Raw genomic sequence first — 18,102 nt, 5'->3', positions numbered from 1 at the left:
CTGAATTAATCATCAGATTGTTGATTTGATTATATTAAAACAATGTAACTTTTTTGATTTTTTCTACAGATGAGTCTTAATTGGTAAGTTTGCTTGGTAATGGTTTTTGGTAATGATGGTTGGTGTGGTGTCTTGCAATATGCACATGTTAATCGTATTTGCTAATCGTATTCGAAAAATTTGCAGGGTAACACTGATTGTGAAGTCATAGCTCAAACATGGAGTTGGTATCAATCAGCTTAATGAGTCGCTTTTATGGTATGCGGCGCATGATTGCAGAGGCTAAGTAGCCAAACTAGAAATTGTTTCTAGGTCTGGCGACTTTATATATTTCAGGCTCTAGTCAATTTAAAAGTCAACGATAGTGGTTATAGCAGTTAAAATATGATTAAGTGCAGCGAGTTGCTGCACAGATAAATAATTAGCCATTACTGAATGTATCAGCTGTAGCTTGCTCTAATGTGATGTTTTTAGCGATGGATTTCAAAGCTTGGGTCAATGTGGTTAATTGCTCTGAGCTAATCGTGTATGGCGGGGTGATATACAGTACATGACCAAAAGGTCTTATCCATACACCAAGCTTAATAAATGCTTGCTGTAGTGCCCCGGTGTTAATGGCACTGTTCATTTCTATTACGCCAACTGAGCCAAGTACTCGTACATCTATGACATGTTCAAATTCAATTGCTTCAGCTAGTTCTTGCTTCATTTGCTTTTCGATGGCATCCACTTGATGTTGCCATTGACCCGTTTGTAATATTTTTAAGCTGGCATCTGCAGCAGAGCAAGCGAGTGGATTACCCATAAAAGTTGGACCATGCATAAAAACACCGGCAGGGGAGTCACTTACGCCATTAGCGACTTCATCGCTGCAAATTGTCGCTGCTAAGCTGATGTACCCCCCTGTCAACGCCTTGCCTAAGCATAAAATATCAGCTTCGATTTCGGCATATTCATATGCGAATAACTTTCCAATTCTGCCGAAACCTGTGGCTATTTCATCCAGGATTAAAAGTACATTGTATTGATCACAAAGTTGTCGAATTGCTTTTAAATACTCAGCAGAATAAAAGTGCATTCCACCCGCTGCCTGCATAATAGGCTCAATAATCAGTGCAGCAATATTGTGGTGATGTTGCTTTAATATGGCTTCGAGTGCAGCAGTATCATTAACTGCTAAAGTTTCTCCAAAAGAAGACGTCGGCGCTGGGGCAAACAATTGCTCGGTGACTGCGTCACCAAACATGGTGTGCATACCGTTATCAGGATCGCATACGCTCATCGCGGCAAACGTGTCGCCGTGATAGCCGCGTTTAACCGTTAATATTCGTTGTTTTTTGAATTGGTTTTTACCTTGCCAATATTGCATTGCCATTTTCATCGCAACTTCAACTGCAATTGATCCTGAATCAGCTAAAAATACTTTAGTCAGATTAGGGCTCGTCATATCCACAAGGCGTTTACACAAGTTAACTGCAGGTGCGTGGGTAATACCGCCAAACATCACATGGCTTAATGTGGTTAATTGATACTGCATGGCTTCAATAATTTCAGGATGATTATAGCCATGGATGCAAGCCCACCAAGAACTGGTGCCATCAATAACAACTTGGCCATCGCTTAGGGTTAACTCACATCCCTCAGCACTAACCACACCGGTTACTTTTGCCGCGTTATGCATAGAAGTATAAGGGTGCCATATATGCTTTTTATCAAATTCGAAATCAATATTAGCTGGAGATTGTTGTAATGAATTGTTCATATTTTAACCGTTAGTCAAGTTGTGTTGCTTGATAGCATTGACAGTTTACATGCTCAAGGTATCCTAACCCAACAACAAGCGAATATAAAATGAATAAAAAGGATTAACCATGTCATCGTCAGCGATCCGTCACGATTGGAGCAAAGCAGAAATTGAAGCATTATTTGCTTTACCTATGAATGATTTACTGTTCAAAGCACACAGTATTCATCGTGAAACTTTTGATCCTAACGAAGTACAAATTAGTCGTTTATTATCGATAAAAACCGGCGCATGCCCAGAAGACTGTAAATATTGCCCTCAAAGTGCTCGTTATGATACGGGTCTTGAAAAAGAGCGTTTATTAGAGATTGAAAAGGTGTTGACTGAGGCTAAAAGTGCTAAAGCCGCTGGCGCTTCTCGTTTTTGTATGGGCGCTGCTTGGCGAAACCCACGAGAGCGTGACATGCCTTATTTAACGCAAATGGTTAAGGATGTAAAAGCATTAGGCATGGAAACCTGCATGACACTTGGTATGTTGTCAAAAGAGCAGTCAGATGAACTTGCTGATGCGGGTCTTGATTACTACAACCATAACCTAGATACATCGCCAGAATACTATGGTGATGTTATTACCACTCGTACTTACCAAAACCGTATTGATACTTTATCTAATGTACGTGCTTCAGGCATGAAAGTGTGTTCTGGCGGGATTGTTGGCATGGGCGAGAAAGCGACTGACCGTGCAGGGCTTTTACAACAGTTAGCGAATCTTGAGCAGCACCCTGATTCAGTGCCAATTAATATGTTAGTTAAGGTAGCTGGAACACCGTTTGAAAAAATTGATGATCTCGATCCACTTGAGTTTGTACGCACCATCGCTGTGGCTAGGATCATTATGCCTAAATCACGAGTTCGCTTATCGGCAGGTCGTGAAAACATGACTGATGAACTGCAATCTATGTGCTTTTTTGCAGGCGCAAATTCGATATTCTATGGTTGCAAGTTATTAACGACACCGAATCCAGAAGAAAATGATGACATGACGTTATTTAAGCGTTTAGGTCTTCATCCTGAACAAGGCCCCTCTGCCAATATAGAATCTGATAGCGCTTTATTAGCTAAGGCCAATGCTAAAAAAGATAAGGCGACTAAGCAGTTCTTTGACGCTGGTGCGATTTAAGAATTTTCAAGAGAATTGTTCGTTATAAAAGCAGGCTGTATTTATGGCAAGTCATCCGTTACTCGATAAGATCAATCAGCGCATGCAACAGCTGGATCAAGATGGCTTGCTTAGAAAGCGTAATCAGACAGACGTTTCTTCACATGTGATTGACTTTAGTCACAATGACTATTTAGGTTTAGCCACTAGTGCTGAAATGATTTCCGCTTTAAATCAAGGTGCAAATCGTTATGGCGTGGGCAGCAAGGCGTCACCTTTAGTTTCAGGTTACAGTCAAGCGCATCATGATTTAGAGAAACACTTGTGTGAGGTCACAGGACATGAAGCTGGGTTATTGTTTTGCTCTGGATTCAGTGCAAATCAAGCATTACTTAAAACACTTGTTGATGGCAATGATGTCGTCATAGCGGATAAGTTAATCCACGCTTCAATGATTGACGGCGTAAAGGATTCAGGTGCAAGCCTTAAACGCTTTAAGCATAATGATTTACAGCATGCAGAGCAGTTGTTAACTCGTCATCCCGAATCAATATTACTGACCGAAAGTGTGTTTAGTATGGACGGTGACAAAGCGCCGTTAGCTGAGTTAAAAGGCTTGTGCCAACAGTATAATACGTGGTTAGTTGTTGATGATGCGCATGGTTTTGGGGTATTGGATGCCAGTTCCGTTAGCCAATATTGTGATATACAAGTTGTGACTTTCGGTAAAGCATTAGGTTGTCAAGGCGCTGCGATATTAGGCAGTCAAGCTGTAATTGATTTCATGGTTGCTCAATCTCGTCACTATATATATTCAACAGCACTATCGCCTGCTAATGCGCACTTAGCGCTCGCGGCTGTAAAACTCACCCAAAGTTCACCTCATCGGCTTAATTCGCTTCAAGACAATATTCACTATTTTAAGCAGGCTTGCGCGCAAGAAAAAATCGATTTAGCAGAGTCTGAAACCGCTATTCAACCCGTTATTATCGGCAGCAGTGAGCAGACTATTATGGTTGCGGAGCAATTGAGGGCGGTAGGGTTACTTGTTGGTGCGATTAGACCGCCTACCGTGCCAAAAGGTCAAGCAAGGCTTCGAATTACACTTAATACACAGCACACAAAAACACAGATAAATCAGTTGGTCATGGCATTATCTAGATTAATCCATCCACACAATTAAAATTATATTTTATACACTGCCAATTTGCAGTTATCTCCTATTTGAGAGTATCGATGACTTTTAAAAATCCAGTAGCTGAAAAGTTTTCTCAAGCGGCCAAATGTTATAAACAGCATGATGTGTTGCAAAGAAGAACAGCAGAAAAATTACTGACGCACCAAATTTTATCTGGAGATATTGTTGATATCGGCTGTGGTCCTGGTACTGATTTTACTTTAGTTAATCCACAGCAAAATCAAATCAAGCAGGTAATGGCGGTTGATTTGTCATTGGAAATGCTAGCTATGGTGAAGCAAGATTTTCCTGATTACCATACGCTATGTGCCGATGCTGCAGCATTACCGCTTAGTGCCAATCAATTTAATGGTTTGTATTCAAACTTAGTATTGCAGTGGTGTGAAGACTTACCCGCAGTGCTAAGTGAGTTTTATCGTATATTAAAGCCAGGTGCTCATTGCTTAATTAGTATTGTGTCTGCGGGCAGTTTACCTGAATTAAGCAAATTGGGGCTGGGGCACAATGATTTTTCTCATTTTGATGACATCGTCGCTCAAGCAAATAAGCACCACTGGCAGATTGAAAACGCTGAGCATTGCAGTGAGAGTTTATATTTTACAGACTTACGCACTTTATTGTATTCCATCAAAGGAGTTGGGGCGTCAGTTAAGTCACATCAGCAAACTCAGTCTAAAGAAAAGCAAGGCTCAGTGAGTTTACGAGGCCGCCAAGACTGGCTTGCACTGACTGAGAAAGCGGAATCACTGAGAGTTGAGCAAGGTATTCCACTGACATACCAAATAATCTACTTACATTTGATTAAAAAATAAGGCGAATTGCGATGCTCTATTTTGTCACAGGTACAGATACTGATAGTGGTAAAACATTAGTTTCTTCAGCATTGCTGCATGCCGCTAATGGCTCAACCATAGGTGTAAAACCGATAGCTTCAGGTTGTGAACAAACGTCCCAAGGGCTAAGAAATAGCGACGCATTAGCGTTAATCGCTCAATCCAGTATTAAACTTGAATATTCGCAGATTAATCCTGTTTCATTTGAACCTGCCATCGCGCCACACATTGCAGCAAACGCGCAAGGGGTCAAGTTAACCGCGCAAGGGGTTGTGGAGTCATTACCTTTGGCGGCGCTATTGAGTGCAGACTTTAGCTTGATTGAAGGTGCGGGTGGTTGGCGATTACCCCTTGGCAATGGTGAGTTCTTGTCAGACTCAGTGAAGCGATTAAACTCAAACAACGAGTTAGGTGTTATTTTGGTGGTTGGGATGAAATTAGGCTGTTTGAATCATGCATTGTTAACTCAAGAAGCTGTGGTGGCTGATGGGTTAAAGATAGCGGGTTGGGTTGCGAATCAAGTCGATCCTAACATGGCTAATCAGCAAGAAAATTTAGCCAGTTTACAGCAAATAATGTCGGCTCCATTTCTGGGCTATATTCCTCATTTAAGTCAGCCAAGTGCAGCACAGGCAGCAAAGTTTATTACACTCACTAATCTACTGTAAGTTTATAAAGTCAGGTTAATTCATCAGTTTATTGAATGAGTTTATTGAATGAGGTAGTAAAAACGCCACTTAATTTTTGTTTTACGTCAATGTGATTGAACCGTTTCTAGGGTGAGATATGAACAAAGTTATTATTTTCGGTAATTCAGGCTCAGGTAAATCGACGTTGGCTTGTGCCTTAGCAAAGCGTCACCAGCTTTCTCACTTAGATTTAGACACCATTGCGTGGCAAGCATCTAATCCACCCACTCGATTACCCCTCGAACAATCTAAGCTTCATATTCAATCATTTTTAGACAAGTATACAAATTGGGTGATTGAAGGCTGCTATGCTGACTTATTAGCATTAGTTGCTCCTTTTGCTGAAGAAGCTATTTTTCTAAACCTGCCAGTTAGTGAATGTGTTGATAATGCAAAGCGACGTCCATGGGAGCCGCACAAATATCCTGACAAACAAGCGCAAGATGCTAATTTGCCAATGTTAATTGATTGGATTGGCCAATATACGACTCGAGAAGATACCTTTTCACTGTCAGCGCACGAGCGTTTATATCGTGACGTGAAAGCCACGAAAATGATGTTTAAATCCAATGTGAGCGCTCGCGTGTTACTCGACAATATGACTTCATAGTTAGGCCTGTCTAAAATTCAACGATATCTTTTCAATTGAGCAAGAGTTTGCGTGATTGTTTCTGTTAATAAAGAAGGTTGAATTTTGGCGATGATATATGACTTAAGCGTTAATTGGTTCTAACTAATATAAAGCGAAGTCATTAATGAGACTCGCTTCTATTTTATTTAACAGAGGTATTAGCGCAATAAGTAAAAACGATGACTATTTTTCTGCTATGTTTAATTCTAAATAAAACTCCGATTTTTCAAACATTTCCCAATCACATGTAGTAATATCTTACTAACAAAATTTAAACAATGAAGCGTCGGTTCACTACAAAAGGTTTAGGTTATAGATATGGCAAAATTTAACTCTGCAACTCGTGCGACATTTTCTTTATTCGCAGCAGTAACCTTATTAATGGGTTGTGAAACCCCAGAACCTGTTATCACACCCAAATTGGTTGTGGTTGAACAAGTGGATACGGCAACGGTGCCTTTATTCGGTAATTATGTCGGTGTAACCAAGGCATCACTCGATGTTGAGGTTAGGGCGCGTGTCGATGGTTTTGTACAGGATAAAAGCTTTATTGAAGGGAGTGCCATTAAAGAAGGCGACTTACTTTACAGTATTGATAATCGACCTTATTTGGCTGTGGTAAACCGTTTAAAAGCGAATGTGGAGTCTCAGCAGTCTGTTTTAGATAAGTCTCAACGAGATGTTGAACGTTTAAAGCCTTTGTATGAGCAAGATGCTGCTAGCCAATTAGATTTTGATAATGCGATTTCGATATTGTCTCAGGCTCGTTCAAGTCTTGCAGCAAGTAAAGCAGAGCTTGAAGAAGCTGAGCTTGAGTTAAGTTATACCCAAATTACCTCACCAATTTCAGGATTAGTGAGCCGCTCCGAAGTTGATATCGGGGCATTGGTTGGCAGTAATGGCCAGTCTTTATTGACCCGTGTTAAACAGGTTGATCCAATCTATGTGACTTTTAATATGTCAGCATTAGATTACCTCAATGCTCGCCGACGCATGACCAGTTATTCTGAGCAACAAGAAGCAGAAGCAGAAGGTAAAGCGGTTGAAGGTTTTGTCACTATCACCTTGCCTGATGACAGTGAATATCGATACTTAGGTAATGTTCGCTTTACTGACCCATCAGTAAACCCTGAAACGGGCACTTTTGAAGTGCGAGCAGAGTTACCAAACCCCAATAGAGAGCTTCTACCTGGCCAATACACCAATGTGCGCATCAAGTTGAATGAAATGAAAGATGCCATCGTGATCCCTCAAAAAGCAACGCAAGTTGAGCAAGGAGGCGTGTATGTCATGGTGGTATTACCAAATAATAAAGTCGAACGCAGATTCATTGTGATTGAACACCAAAGCCAACTAGGTGTAGTGGTTAAGAGTGGCTTAAAAGCGGGTGAATTAGTCATTGTCGAAGGCATGCATCGTGTTCGACATGGCCAACTCGCAGAGCCGTTAACTGCAGAACAATATCTAAAAAAAGAAGATGCAATTGAAAAAGAGCAAGCGCTTCAGCAACAGATATTGGAACAAGAACAGGAGCAAAAATAATGGCTCAGTTTTTTGTTAATCGCCCCGTTTATGCATGCGTAATATCAATCGTTATTGTGTTGCTTGGCCTTATTTCCATGTTTCAATTGCCTATTGACCAATACCCTTATATTACGCCACCTCAGGTGAAAGTATCGGCATCTTATCCCGGTGCAACGTCTACTACCGCTGCAGAATCTGTTGCCACGCCACTTGAGCAAGAGCTCAATGGCTTACCTAACATGATTTATATGAGTTCAAAAAGTACTAATTCAGGAAGTGCCAATGTCACAATAACTTTTGATGTTGGAACCAATCCTGACTTGGCTGCTGTTGATGTTCAAAATTCGACTCAACAAGCTACAGGTAGTTTGCCAATTGATGTGCAAACGGAAGGCGTTTCTGTGTCAAAAGAAGCCTCTGTTGAATTATTAAAGCTTGCGTTAACCTCAACTGATGAACGCTTTGACGAAATTTACCTCAGTAACTACGGCACAATTAACATTGAGTCTGCATTAAAACGTATTCCAGGTGTCGGTCGTGTTCGTAATACTGGTTCGCGCAGTTATTCAATGCGGGTGTGGTTACGGCCGGACACTATGGCAGGCTATGGGTTAACGACTGCTGATGTTATTAGTGCAATTAAAGCGCAAAACAAAGAGTCGCCAGCTGGCACTATTGGCTCTCAGCCCAATAGTGATGCGCTTAGTATGACATTACCTATTACTGCTGCGGGCCGTATGAGTAGCGTTCCTCAGTTTAAAGAAATCATAGTAAGAGCTAATAATGATGGCTCTATCGTTCGCTTGCGGGATATTGCCGATATTGAACTTGGCTCCTCTGCTTATACATTACAATCTCAATTAAATGGCGCTAACGCGACCATTTTACAAGTGTATTTATTACCAGGAGCCAATGCGCTAGAGGTCACTAAAAACGTTAAAAAAGAAATGGCGAAACTGGCCGAAAAATTCCCTCAAGGTATGAATTGGGAAGTCTTTTTTGATGCGTCTGTCTTTATTGAAAACTCAATTGATGAAGTGGTTAAAACCCTAGTAGAAGCGCTTATTCTGGTTATCTTAGTGGTGTTTTTATTCTTACAAAATGTGCGAGCCACTTTAATTCCTGCGATTGCTGTACCTGTGTCCTTGATTGGCACATTGGCAGCAATGTTAGCTTTTGGTTTTACGATAAATACGGTGAGTTTATTAGCGCTGGTACTGGCCATCGGTATTGTGGTGGATGATGCCATTGTGGTGGTTGAAAATGTTGAGCGGTTAATGAACGAGAAGGGCCTATCATCGGTTGAAGCGACTCGCGTTGCGATGAAGGAATTATCAGGGGCGCTAGTGGCTACGAGTCTTGTGCTGGCTGCCGTTTTTGTGCCTGTTTCATTTTTATCTGGAATCACAGGGATCATGTATCGTGAATTTGCGGTTGCGATTACGGTCGCAGTGCTGATTTCTACAGTGGTTGCCTTAACACTGTCACCTGCATTATGTGCGTTATTGTTAAAACCTGGCGATAAGCCGAGCTCTGGTTTTTTCAAGTGGATGAACGATAAACTTGATATGAGTACCACCAAATACGTATCGCTGGTGGCGTTGACAACCAAGCATGCTAAACGCAGTTATTTACTGTTTGCATTGATGGTTGGCGGGGTTTATTTCATTATGACGTCTTTACCGTCAAGTTTTATGCCTGATGAAGATCAAGGCCGCTTTTTCATTGATATGTCCTTGCCTGACGGTGCAACGGTTAATCGCTCTCAAGCTGTTCTTAAAAAAGCTGAATCTCATGTTTTAGCTCATCCCGCGGTGGCATATTCATTTACGCTAGCAGGGGAAAATAAACGTTCAGGCTCAAATCAGGCGAATGGACAATTTGAAGTTATTCTTAAACCTTGGGCTGAAAGAGCAGAGTCAGATGCTACAGTCCAAAAAGTGATGAAAGACATTCAAGGCTCACTTCAAGATATCTTAGAGGCGGACTTTAATATTTATCTTCCTTCTGCTGTTCCGGGCTTAGGTAACGGCTCAGGTGTTGAAATGGAGTTGCAAGATACATCTGGTACCAATTTTAAAGGGTTAACTGAAACAGCAGATGAACTGATAGAAGCATTAAAACTTCAACCAGAAATCGCTAAAGCTAGTTTGTCATTACAAAGTGCAATCCCACAACTGCATTTGACTGTTGATGAAGCAAAAGCGATGGCCATTGGCGTGAATGTGGCAGATATCTACAGCACGATTAAAACATTTACTGATTCATCTACCGTAAATGACTTTAATTTATTTGGCAGAGTCTACCGAGTGAAGGTTCAGGCAGAAGAGCAATATCGCCAGTTTCCAGAGCAAATTAAAGATTACTATGTACGCTCGGCATCTGGCGCTATGGTACCCATTGGTGTGTTAGCTAAATATGAATACTCAGTTGGCCCTGCGGCAGTGACCCATTATAACTTATTCAGTAGTGTCTCGATTAATGCTACACCTGCACAAGGATATGCCTCAGGTGATGTGATTAAAGCGATTGAACGAGTAGCAAAACCAATGCTGCCGAATGAGTTTAGTTATGAATGGACTGGTATTACGTTCCAAGAAGTACAATCTGCAAATCAAACGAGTATTGCGGTCGCCTTGGCCATGTTATTTGTCTTTTTGTTTTTAGCAGCACTGTATGAAAGCTGGACAATCCCGATTGCTGTACTGCTAATTGCCCCTATTGCAATGTTGGGAGCGGCACTGGGCACCTTAGTGAGTGGTATGGAAAGTAACTTGTTTTTCCAAGTGGCCTTTATCGCCTTGATTGGTATGGCAGCTAAAAACTCAATCTTAATTGTGGAATTTGCGAATCAATTACATAAAGAGGGCAAAAGTCGAATTGATGCAGCGTTAGAGGCTGCCAATATGCGCTTTAGACCAATCTTAATGACCTCAATGGCATTTATTCTAGGGGTATTACCTTTGGTTCTGTCTGTTGGCCCAGGAGCTGTGAGTAGGCAAAGCATTTCTATTCCAATTTTATGTGGGATGGTGTTTGCGACAACCATAGGTATTGTCATGGTGCCGTTATTTTTCGTCACGACAGTGGGTTGGTTTAAATCTAAAGTCTCAAATGAAACCAAGCCAAATCCTGTGCAAAAAGTGCAAAATACGGACACGAATGAGGAGGGCAACCATGCTTAAATTTTCCAGCTTATCTGCCCCGACACAAGGCTATGTTGATGGGATTAGAGTCAAAGGAAAAAGTTATCTGTCTATCCTTTTTGGGGCGAGTGTAACGTTACTGTTATCCAGTTGCGCTATGGGGCCTGACTACCAGCGGCCTGACATTGAAGTCCCAGCTCAGTATCATGATGATTTAGCACAAGAGTCTCAAGAAAATTTGGGGCTTGCTAATTGGAAAGCGTTTTATCTTGATGAAGATTTACAAGTGCTTATCAGTCATGCGCTTGAGCAGAATCTAGACTTAGAAACTGTACGCTCAAGATTAATTGCTGCACGAAGAGAAGTCACGGTAACAGACTCAGCTTTATATCCAGCTTTTGGCATTAATGCAGATGCAGAGCGCTCTATTGATAGTGCGATTACCAATACCGATCCAGAACATGGTAACGAGTTTACTTTAGATGGCACGGTATCGTGGGAGCTAGATGTTTGGGGAGCTAACCGTCGTCGCAGTGAAGCTGAATATGCAAACTTCCTATCTGCGCAAGAAGCGTTAAATTTAGCGGTTATTAGCCTGATTAGTGATGTCGCGACTCGATACTATGAATGGTTGGATATTGAACAGCGGTATTTAATTTCTCTCAATACCGTTGAAATACGCTTAAAAGAGCGCAATCTAGCAAGACTTCGTAAACAAAATGGTGTGATTTCAGGTTTACAGGTTCGTCAGGCTGAAGTTGAGTATCAAAGTGCCAAAGTCACTTTACCTGACTTAGATTTCGAGCGTAAAGCAAAAGCTAACCAATTAAAAATACTCTTGGGTGAGTTTGACTATCCTTTAGTGCTTAAAACTCAGCAGGAGATTACAGCTTATCGGCAGTTGTTCCCGACCAGCTTCACTGTGGGGGTGCCATCTCAAATGTTATCTCAGCGCCCAGATGTTAAGGCGGCAGAGCAAGAACTTATCGCCGCTAATGCGAATGTCGGCGTGGCGAAAACTGCCTTTTTTCCACAATTTACTATAACAGGCAGTTATGGCACTGAAACCGATGATCTTAGCAGTATATTTGATAGCCAAGGTGTTACTTGGTCATTACTTGGTGGCATTACTGCGCCAATATTTAATGCCGGTCGTATCGCTGCGCAATATGACATCTCACAAGAAGCATTTAATCAAGCACACTTAAATTATCGAAGTACAGTGCTCAAGGCTTACTTTGAAGTCAATGACGCTATGAATAGTTTTCGCCGTTCAGAGTTAGCGATTGAAGCACAGCAAGAATTGGTTGAAGCGTCAAAAGAGTACACTCGCTTAGCCACTTTGCGTTATCGAAATGGAGTTTCAAGTTCTTTGGACTTGATGGATGCACAGCGCAGTTTATTTAGTGCTGAGTTAACCTTAAGCCAAGTTAAGCGTGATCGCTTATTATCGCTGATTACGCTTTACCGCTCGCTTGGCGGTGGAGTATTAACACAAGAAGAGTTAGCCCAGATCACTGACCAAGAAAACGCTGATTAATACTTGCTAAAGCAGGTTTAGGTAAGCATTGTCTAAACCTGTTTTATGCTAGTAAATACAGAATCATACTTTCGCTATTATATTGGCGAGCCAACGTACTCACTCCATATTTCACTCCATATTTCACTCCATATTTTACTGAAAGTGACTTTAGTCCTCTTCATCACCATTATTGAATCTACATTCATAGCTATTAAAGTCATGTAAACCCAAAGCTTAACTTAGACGGTGTTGCTTTGATGACTGATGTTAGATGCAAAAAGTGACAAATGTTATTTTTTAAATTAGCTTTGGCTCATGTTGGTAAATATTATTCTGAAAAGTTTTTACATCAATGAAACATAAGCGAAAATTCTCAATGAGTTTATTCACGATAAATGGATATTGGGATCGAGATCGCTATGTGAAAAATACTTCATGGTAGACTCCTGCGCAATTCGAGATGAGATTAATTCCTATTAAGTTTTAATTAAGGATAGCGTTGATGAAACCACTTTCAGTTAAATTAATTAGTGCTGCAATTGCTGCTGCATTATCCCCTCAGGTTATGGCAGATACAGATGAAGTTGTATCTAAAGAAGACATTAAACAATCTATCTCTAACTTCCATGAAGTGATTGTTATCTCTGGCTCACGTGTTGAGCAAACATTAGATCAAGTTGCTGGCTCAGTTGTTGTAATTGATGAAGAAGCTATTGCTCGCAACATGAGTTCAGATTTCGCAACGCTGTTCAAAAATGAAGCCGCTGTTGATGTTAAAGGTGGTGCAGGCAAACCTAGCTCAGTGACTATTCGCGGTATCGGCGGAAACCGTGTGATGATGGTTAAAGATGGTGTTCGTGTAAATAATCAATACGCATCACCATTAGGCCCAGGTGCTGAAGGTACAGGTCGTGGCCTGACAGAAGTCGAAGGCTTAAAACAAGTTGAAGTATTAAAAGCAGCTGCATCAACGATGTATGGCTCAGATGCATTAGGTGGTGTTCTTGTGATGACCACTAAAGATGCTGATGACTATTTACGTGGTGAAGATTACTACTTCTCGGCGAATGCTGGTTACACAGGTATGAATGATGAGTACACTGCGGGTTTTACTAGTGCATTTTCTGCAGGTAATTTTGATAACTTAGTAACGTATCAACGCCGTGAAGGTGAAGAGCAGCAAAACTACGATGGTACTTTGCCTGATAGTGATCTTGTCACTGATAGCTTTATCGTAAAAAGCAAATATCACTTCAATGATGACACTAACTTACAGTTAACCGTTGATTACATGAACCAGCAATTAGATCGCTGGGAAAACAGCTTAGATAACTTAAGTTCAATTGACTACGACCGTCAAACACAGGCGTTAAATACCTCTTTGCGTCTTCGTTCGACTAAAGACCGTGGTATCCACGATAGTGTCGATTTTGTTTTGTATTACGGTAAAACAGATCAAACAGAAAAACGTGATTATTATGATGGCGCCCAAGGCGGTATTCGTGACATTACCGAGAAAAGAGATTACCAATTTGATGAGTACCGTGTTGGATTTGCAAGTACGTTTGCTAAATCATTATCGCTAACGGGTCACGATCACAATATTATTTATGGCCTTGATGTTGAACAATCAGAAATGAGCCGTCCTCGTGATTATCAAGTGATTGATGACAATGGTAGCTGGTCGCCATCTGATACGGATACATTCTCATTTGCAGATACTAAAAGCTTACGAGTTGGTGCTTTCATTCAAGATGATATTACTTTTTACGATGGTAAGTTAAATGCTATTTTAGGCTTGCGTTACGATTACTTCAGTAATACACCTGATCAACAACAAGCTGAAGATGCTGGTCGTGATCCTGCTGATTTTGAAGAGATGAGCGATGGCTTTTGGTCACCTAAGTTAGGTCTTGTGTACCATATGACCGATAACGTCAACGTATACGCTCAGTATGCGTATGGTTATAAAATGCCAACACCTGATCAAAAATGGGGTGAGCTTGAGGTTAAAGATGGCAAAATGCCATTCCCTGTATTGATTCAAGCAAACTACGATTTAGAGTCAGAATCAAGCCATACTGTTGAGATAGGGGGTCGTGGTCATCATGGTGATACACGTTACGAATTGACCACATTCTACACACAAGCCAAAGACTATATTGATTGGGAATTTGTAAATTTTGTCTTCCCTCCGTTTCCAAACCCACGTTTGGAATACCAATATGTTAACTATGATGAAGTTACCCTTTACGGTGCAGAAGCGTCATTTAGTCACTGGTTTACAAATGAAATTGAACTATGGGGTAACATTGCTTATACCCATGGTGAAGATCAAAACGGTGATTATTTAAATTCAGTTAGTCCGCTTAAAGGTAATGTCGGGATGAATTACTACACTTATCTTGCTAATAAGGAAGTGGATTTTGGCTTGACGGTTCGTTTTGCTGACAATATGGATAGAACAACTGATTTAGACATTTTACCTGGTTGGGGTGATAGCTTTAACGAAGTTTACAATACAGCAGGTTACGCAGTATTTGATATTACGGCCAATGTCATGCTTAGTGACAATTGGACATTACGTGGCGGGATATTCAACGTATTTGACACTGAGTACATTGATTACGCTGATGTGGCTGGCCAATCTAAATTTTTAATGTCTAACTTAGGTGTGACAGAAGATAATTACACGCAACCGGGCCGTTATTTCAGTCTTAAAGTCAATTATACTTTCTAAATCGCTGAGTTAACTTAGCGGTTAAAAGCGTTAAAAAGCCTTAGATTCAATATGAATTTAAGGCTTTTTTGGTTAGGTATGATTCAATCGCAAGGTTTTATGCAGAACCTACCCAGTATTAATGAGGGATTAATCTAAGTAATGGCTTAAATCACTGCCAACAGGAATGACGACCTCTTGTTCTTTACCATGGAATAAATATGCGTCCTTTTCACCGACAAGTGAGAGAGTATCACCTTGACGCCAAAGGGCAGTGCCTTCCTGAATACCAATAACTGGCGTAATAGGATCGACAATCGTAAATTCAAGTAATCGCTGCGCTCGAGTTTCACCGTTATGACCAGGTGCTTGATAGTTGGTGTAGTGCGGGTTTAGTTGAAATGGCAACAGTTTTAAGCCAGTAAATGAAGCTGGTTCAACAATCGGCATATCGTTTGTTGTGCGAATACTTAGACCAGTAATGTTTGAACCCGCACTCCAGCCGATATATGGCTTACCATTGCTAACTTGCTCATTTAATAAATGCACCAAATCGTAACGGTATAACTCGTTTAATAATTGGAAAGTATTACCGCCGCCAACTAAAATTCCATCAGCATCTTTTATCGCTTGTTTTGGGTCACTGTATTGATGAATGCTACTGACTTCAATATTCAGTGGGGCTAAACCTTCGGTGACCATTGCAAGATATTTATCATACTCGACACTCACGCCTGCGTAGGGAATAAACACCCATTTTTTTGCGTGAGTAGTAAGCGGTTTGATGAACTCAATGGCATGGGCTAAATAGGGAGTATTGCCTTCACGTGAACTGCTGAGCATTAATGCATTTACGGCCATTTCGATTTCCTTAACTGTTTAATTAATCGCTAGTTATTCTTATATTTATTGGATATTAACAAAGATTAATTACAAACCATAACCTAAGTGGATGGAAAATGATTAATGGAGGATAAATTTAAGCTTGGATTAATCTTATCTACCTAGACTTTGCGCTCTTCTTATCTCTGATAGCGATTAAGTCATAATTTAACGAAGACCATTCAGCTGAGATTAGGCTTGATGTGATATTTTCAAGAACTTGTCATTTTATGTCATTTTTTTTCGATGACACCTTGAAAATAACCTAATAGGACATATTATGTCATTATACATTGAACTATCGCCATACACTCAATGTAAAAAGTAGAATTGGCAAAAGATTTAAACAATCATGCATGAAGACATGGTTGTACGTTATTAGAAAGTTTTAAGCGGCGTTAGTGCCAGATAGGAGTTGTAATGTTACGTATTATGTTATTGATTGGCACCAACTTAGCAATTTTGCTAGTTGCTTCGATTGTGATGTCGTTACTTGGGGTGAGTACCTCAAGCATGAGCGGGTTGTTAATTTTTGCTGCCATGTTCGGTTTTGGTGGTGCATTCATCAGTTTAGCGATTTCTAAGTGGATGGCTAAAAAGACCATGGGGTGTGAAGTCATTACAACACCACGTGATAACACTGAACGTTGGTTAGTTGAAACGGTTGCTCGACAAGCTGAGCAAGCGGGTATCAAAATGCCAGAAGTGGCGATTTACCAATCACCAGAAATGAATGCTTTTGCTACTGGCCCAAGCAAAGACAATGCATTGGTCGCGGTAAGTTCTGGTTTGCTTTATGGCATGACTCAAGATGAAATTGAAGGCGTATTAGCCCATGAAGTCAGTCACGTTGCCAATGGTGACATGGTTACACTGACACTAATCCAAGGTGTGGTTAATACCTTCGTTATTTTTGCTGCTCGTGTGGTTGCTGGCATCGTGAATAACGTTGTTGCTAACAACAGTGAAGATGGTGAAGGCCTAGGTATGTTTGCCTACATGGCAGTGGTATTCGTCATGGATATGCTATTTGGTATTTTAGCTTCGATGATTGTGGCTTACTTCTCACGTATTCGTGAATTTAAAGCCGATGAAGGCGCAGCTAAACTTGCAGGTAAGCATAAAATGATTGCTGCATTAGAGCGTTTAAAAACAGGGCCAGAAACTGGTGCAATGCCAGCACAAATGGCTGCATTAGGTATTAATGGTAAGCGTTCAATGGCTGAATTCTTAATGAGTCACCCGCCGTTAGACAAACGCATTAGCGCACTTAAAAACAGCTAATACATTAATAAGATTGCGAAAAGGAGCCCAAGGGCTCCTTTTTTAATACTTTCTTTTTGAAATTGTGCGAGTAGAATGATGACCACTTTAATCTTGTGGTTACATCACGTGACGCATGTTAAGGGAGAAGGTTCAATGTTAGGCTTGGGTAGTTGTATTTACTGTTGCTAAATTATGCAGTGTTAGCTAAGTTTATTGTAGAGTCAAAGTATTGAGCCAAATATTGAGCCAAATATTGAGTCAAAATGTCGTGCTGATAACCGATAACTAAGAAAGCTAATTGATGATCGTTTTCTTTATTATCATAAATGGAGGGTATTATAGTGAGCAATAAAATTCTTGTGGCTTTGTTTGCAGCAGCTTTAGCTGTTCTGACATTGTCAACAAACGCGTTTGCGTCAGATGAAAACTTAGCTGATTTCCATGCCGAAATGGGTGGCTGTGAAAGCTGTCACGCAGATGGTGAGCCATCTGCAGATGGTGAGTATGAGTTTGAACAGTGTCAAAGCTGTCATGGCACATTAGCTGAAATGGATGATAACCATGCACCGCATGACGGCATGTTAATGTGTGCCGATTGTCACGCACCACATGATATGAATGTGGGTGACGTACCAACTTGTGATAGTTGTCATGATGATGGTCGCTCTGCTCAGTAATTGAGCTAGTTGAACTGTGTAACTGTCTAGTCCTAAAATAGGTTGACGGTTTTTATTAAGCCAGTTGGTACTCCCTACTGGCTTTTTCATGCACCTCGTTTGGGGTTTTCAT

At 40.8% G+C, this 18,102-nt stretch carries 13 protein-coding genes; 11 read left to right on the top strand and 2 right to left on the bottom strand.

Annotation, left to right across the window (positions count from 1 at the left end; genetic code table 11):
* Positions 1-421 precede the first annotated feature (421 nt).
* Complete coding sequence (gene bioA, locus AN944_RS19505; protein ID WP_055026323.1) at positions 422-1,762, bottom strand: adenosylmethionine--8-amino-7-oxononanoate transaminase; 1,341 nt, start codon at positions 1,760-1,762, stop codon at positions 422-424.
* 109 nt (positions 1,763-1,871) lie between these two features.
* Here bioA and bioB point away from each other — a divergent pair, with 109 nt between their 5' ends.
* The 9 genes from bioB (at position 1,872) to AN944_RS19460 (ending at position 15,186) form a co-directional block, all read left to right on the top strand.
* Positions 1,872-2,924 (top strand): biotin synthase BioB, encoded by a 1,053-nt coding sequence (gene bioB / locus AN944_RS19500; RefSeq protein WP_055026322.1) that lies wholly within the window; start codon positions 1,872-1,874, stop codon positions 2,922-2,924.
* Between the two features lie 43 nt (positions 2,925-2,967).
* Positions 2,968-4,086 carry an 8-amino-7-oxononanoate synthase gene (locus AN944_RS19495; RefSeq protein WP_055026321.1) on the top strand — a complete coding sequence of 373 codons (1,119 nt, stop codon included), beginning with the start codon at positions 2,968-2,970 and terminating at the stop codon, positions 4,084-4,086.
* 53 nt (positions 4,087-4,139) lie between these two features.
* Complete coding sequence (locus AN944_RS19490) at positions 4,140-4,913, top strand: methyltransferase domain-containing protein (protein ID WP_055026320.1); 774 nt, start codon at positions 4,140-4,142, stop codon at positions 4,911-4,913.
* Positions 4,914-4,924: 11 nt separating this feature from the next.
* Complete coding sequence (bioD, locus tag AN944_RS19485) at positions 4,925-5,602, top strand: dethiobiotin synthase (protein ID WP_055026319.1); 678 nt, start codon at positions 4,925-4,927, stop codon at positions 5,600-5,602.
* Positions 5,603-5,720: 118 nt separating this feature from the next.
* Positions 5,721-6,233 (top strand): AAA family ATPase, encoded by a 513-nt coding sequence (locus AN944_RS19480; RefSeq protein ID WP_055026318.1) that lies wholly within the window; start codon positions 5,721-5,723, stop codon positions 6,231-6,233.
* 402 nt (positions 6,234-6,635) lie between these two features.
* Positions 6,636-7,796: an efflux RND transporter periplasmic adaptor subunit gene (locus AN944_RS19475; RefSeq protein ID WP_167692953.1), complete on the top strand. Its 1,161-nt coding sequence runs from the start codon at positions 6,636-6,638 to the stop codon at positions 7,794-7,796.
* Positions 7,796-10,963: an efflux RND transporter permease subunit gene (locus tag AN944_RS19470; RefSeq protein ID WP_055026316.1), complete on the top strand. Its 3,168-nt coding sequence runs from the start codon at positions 7,796-7,798 to the stop codon at positions 10,961-10,963. Before AN944_RS19475 ends, AN944_RS19470 begins: the two co-directional genes overlap by 1 nt.
* Entirely contained in the window at positions 10,956-12,464 is a 1,509-nt protein-coding gene (locus AN944_RS19465) for an efflux transporter outer membrane subunit (protein ID WP_082420074.1), read from the top strand. Before AN944_RS19470 ends, AN944_RS19465 begins: the two co-directional genes overlap by 8 nt.
* Positions 12,465-12,948: 484 nt before the next feature.
* Positions 12,949-15,186: a TonB-dependent hemoglobin/transferrin/lactoferrin family receptor gene (locus AN944_RS19460; protein WP_055026315.1), complete on the top strand. Its 2,238-nt coding sequence runs from the start codon at positions 12,949-12,951 to the stop codon at positions 15,184-15,186.
* A gap of 129 nt (positions 15,187-15,315) precedes the next feature.
* Here the strand turns inward: AN944_RS19460 and pepE are convergent, their stop codons facing one another.
* A complete protein-coding gene (pepE, locus tag AN944_RS19455; protein WP_055026314.1) occupies positions 15,316-16,026 on the bottom strand; it encodes a dipeptidase PepE in 711 nt (236 codons plus the stop codon).
* Positions 16,027-16,467: 441 nt separating this feature from the next.
* On the opposite strand from pepE, the gene htpX reads away from it, so the two are divergent.
* Together htpX and cctA are read left to right on the top strand one after the other, a co-directional pair.
* Positions 16,468-17,331 carry a protease HtpX gene (gene htpX, locus AN944_RS19450; RefSeq protein ID WP_055026313.1) on the top strand — a complete coding sequence of 288 codons (864 nt, stop codon included), beginning with the start codon at positions 16,468-16,470 and terminating at the stop codon, positions 17,329-17,331.
* Positions 17,332-17,654: 323 nt separating this feature from the next.
* A complete protein-coding gene (cctA, locus tag AN944_RS19445; protein ID WP_055026312.1) occupies positions 17,655-17,990 on the top strand; it encodes a tetraheme c-type cytochrome CctA in 336 nt (111 codons plus the stop codon).
* Positions 17,991-18,102 lie beyond the last annotated feature (112 nt).

This window comes from Shewanella sp. P1-14-1 (genome assembly GCF_001401775.1).
Lineage (GTDB): Bacteria > Pseudomonadota > Gammaproteobacteria > Enterobacterales > Shewanellaceae > Shewanella > Shewanella japonica.
The sequence above is the reverse complement of the archived record's forward strand: the minus strand, read 5'-3'. Positions and strand labels throughout refer to the sequence as shown.

Coding starts and splice junctions, on each gene's coding strand:
- bioA (WP_055026323.1), bottom strand. CDS start 1,762: ATGAACAATTCATTACAACAATCTCCAGCTAATATTGATTTCGAATTT.
- bioB (WP_055026322.1), top strand. CDS start 1,872: ATGTCATCGTCAGCGATCCGTCACGATTGGAGCAAAGCAGAAATTGAA.
- AN944_RS19495 (WP_055026321.1), top strand. CDS start 2,968: ATGGCAAGTCATCCGTTACTCGATAAGATCAATCAGCGCATGCAACAG.
- AN944_RS19490 (WP_055026320.1), top strand. CDS start 4,140: ATGACTTTTAAAAATCCAGTAGCTGAAAAGTTTTCTCAAGCGGCCAAA.
- bioD (WP_055026319.1), top strand. CDS start 4,925: ATGCTCTATTTTGTCACAGGTACAGATACTGATAGTGGTAAAACATTA.
- AN944_RS19480 (WP_055026318.1), top strand. CDS start 5,721: ATGAACAAAGTTATTATTTTCGGTAATTCAGGCTCAGGTAAATCGACG.
- AN944_RS19475 (WP_167692953.1), top strand. CDS start 6,636: ATGGGTTGTGAAACCCCAGAACCTGTTATCACACCCAAATTGGTTGTG.
- AN944_RS19470 (WP_055026316.1), top strand. CDS start 7,796: ATGGCTCAGTTTTTTGTTAATCGCCCCGTTTATGCATGCGTAATATCA.
- AN944_RS19465 (WP_082420074.1), top strand. CDS start 10,956: ATGCTTAAATTTTCCAGCTTATCTGCCCCGACACAAGGCTATGTTGAT.
- AN944_RS19460 (WP_055026315.1), top strand. CDS start 12,949: ATGAAACCACTTTCAGTTAAATTAATTAGTGCTGCAATTGCTGCTGCA.
- pepE (WP_055026314.1), bottom strand. CDS start 16,026: ATGGCCGTAAATGCATTAATGCTCAGCAGTTCACGTGAAGGCAATACT.
- htpX (WP_055026313.1), top strand. CDS start 16,468: ATGTTACGTATTATGTTATTGATTGGCACCAACTTAGCAATTTTGCTA.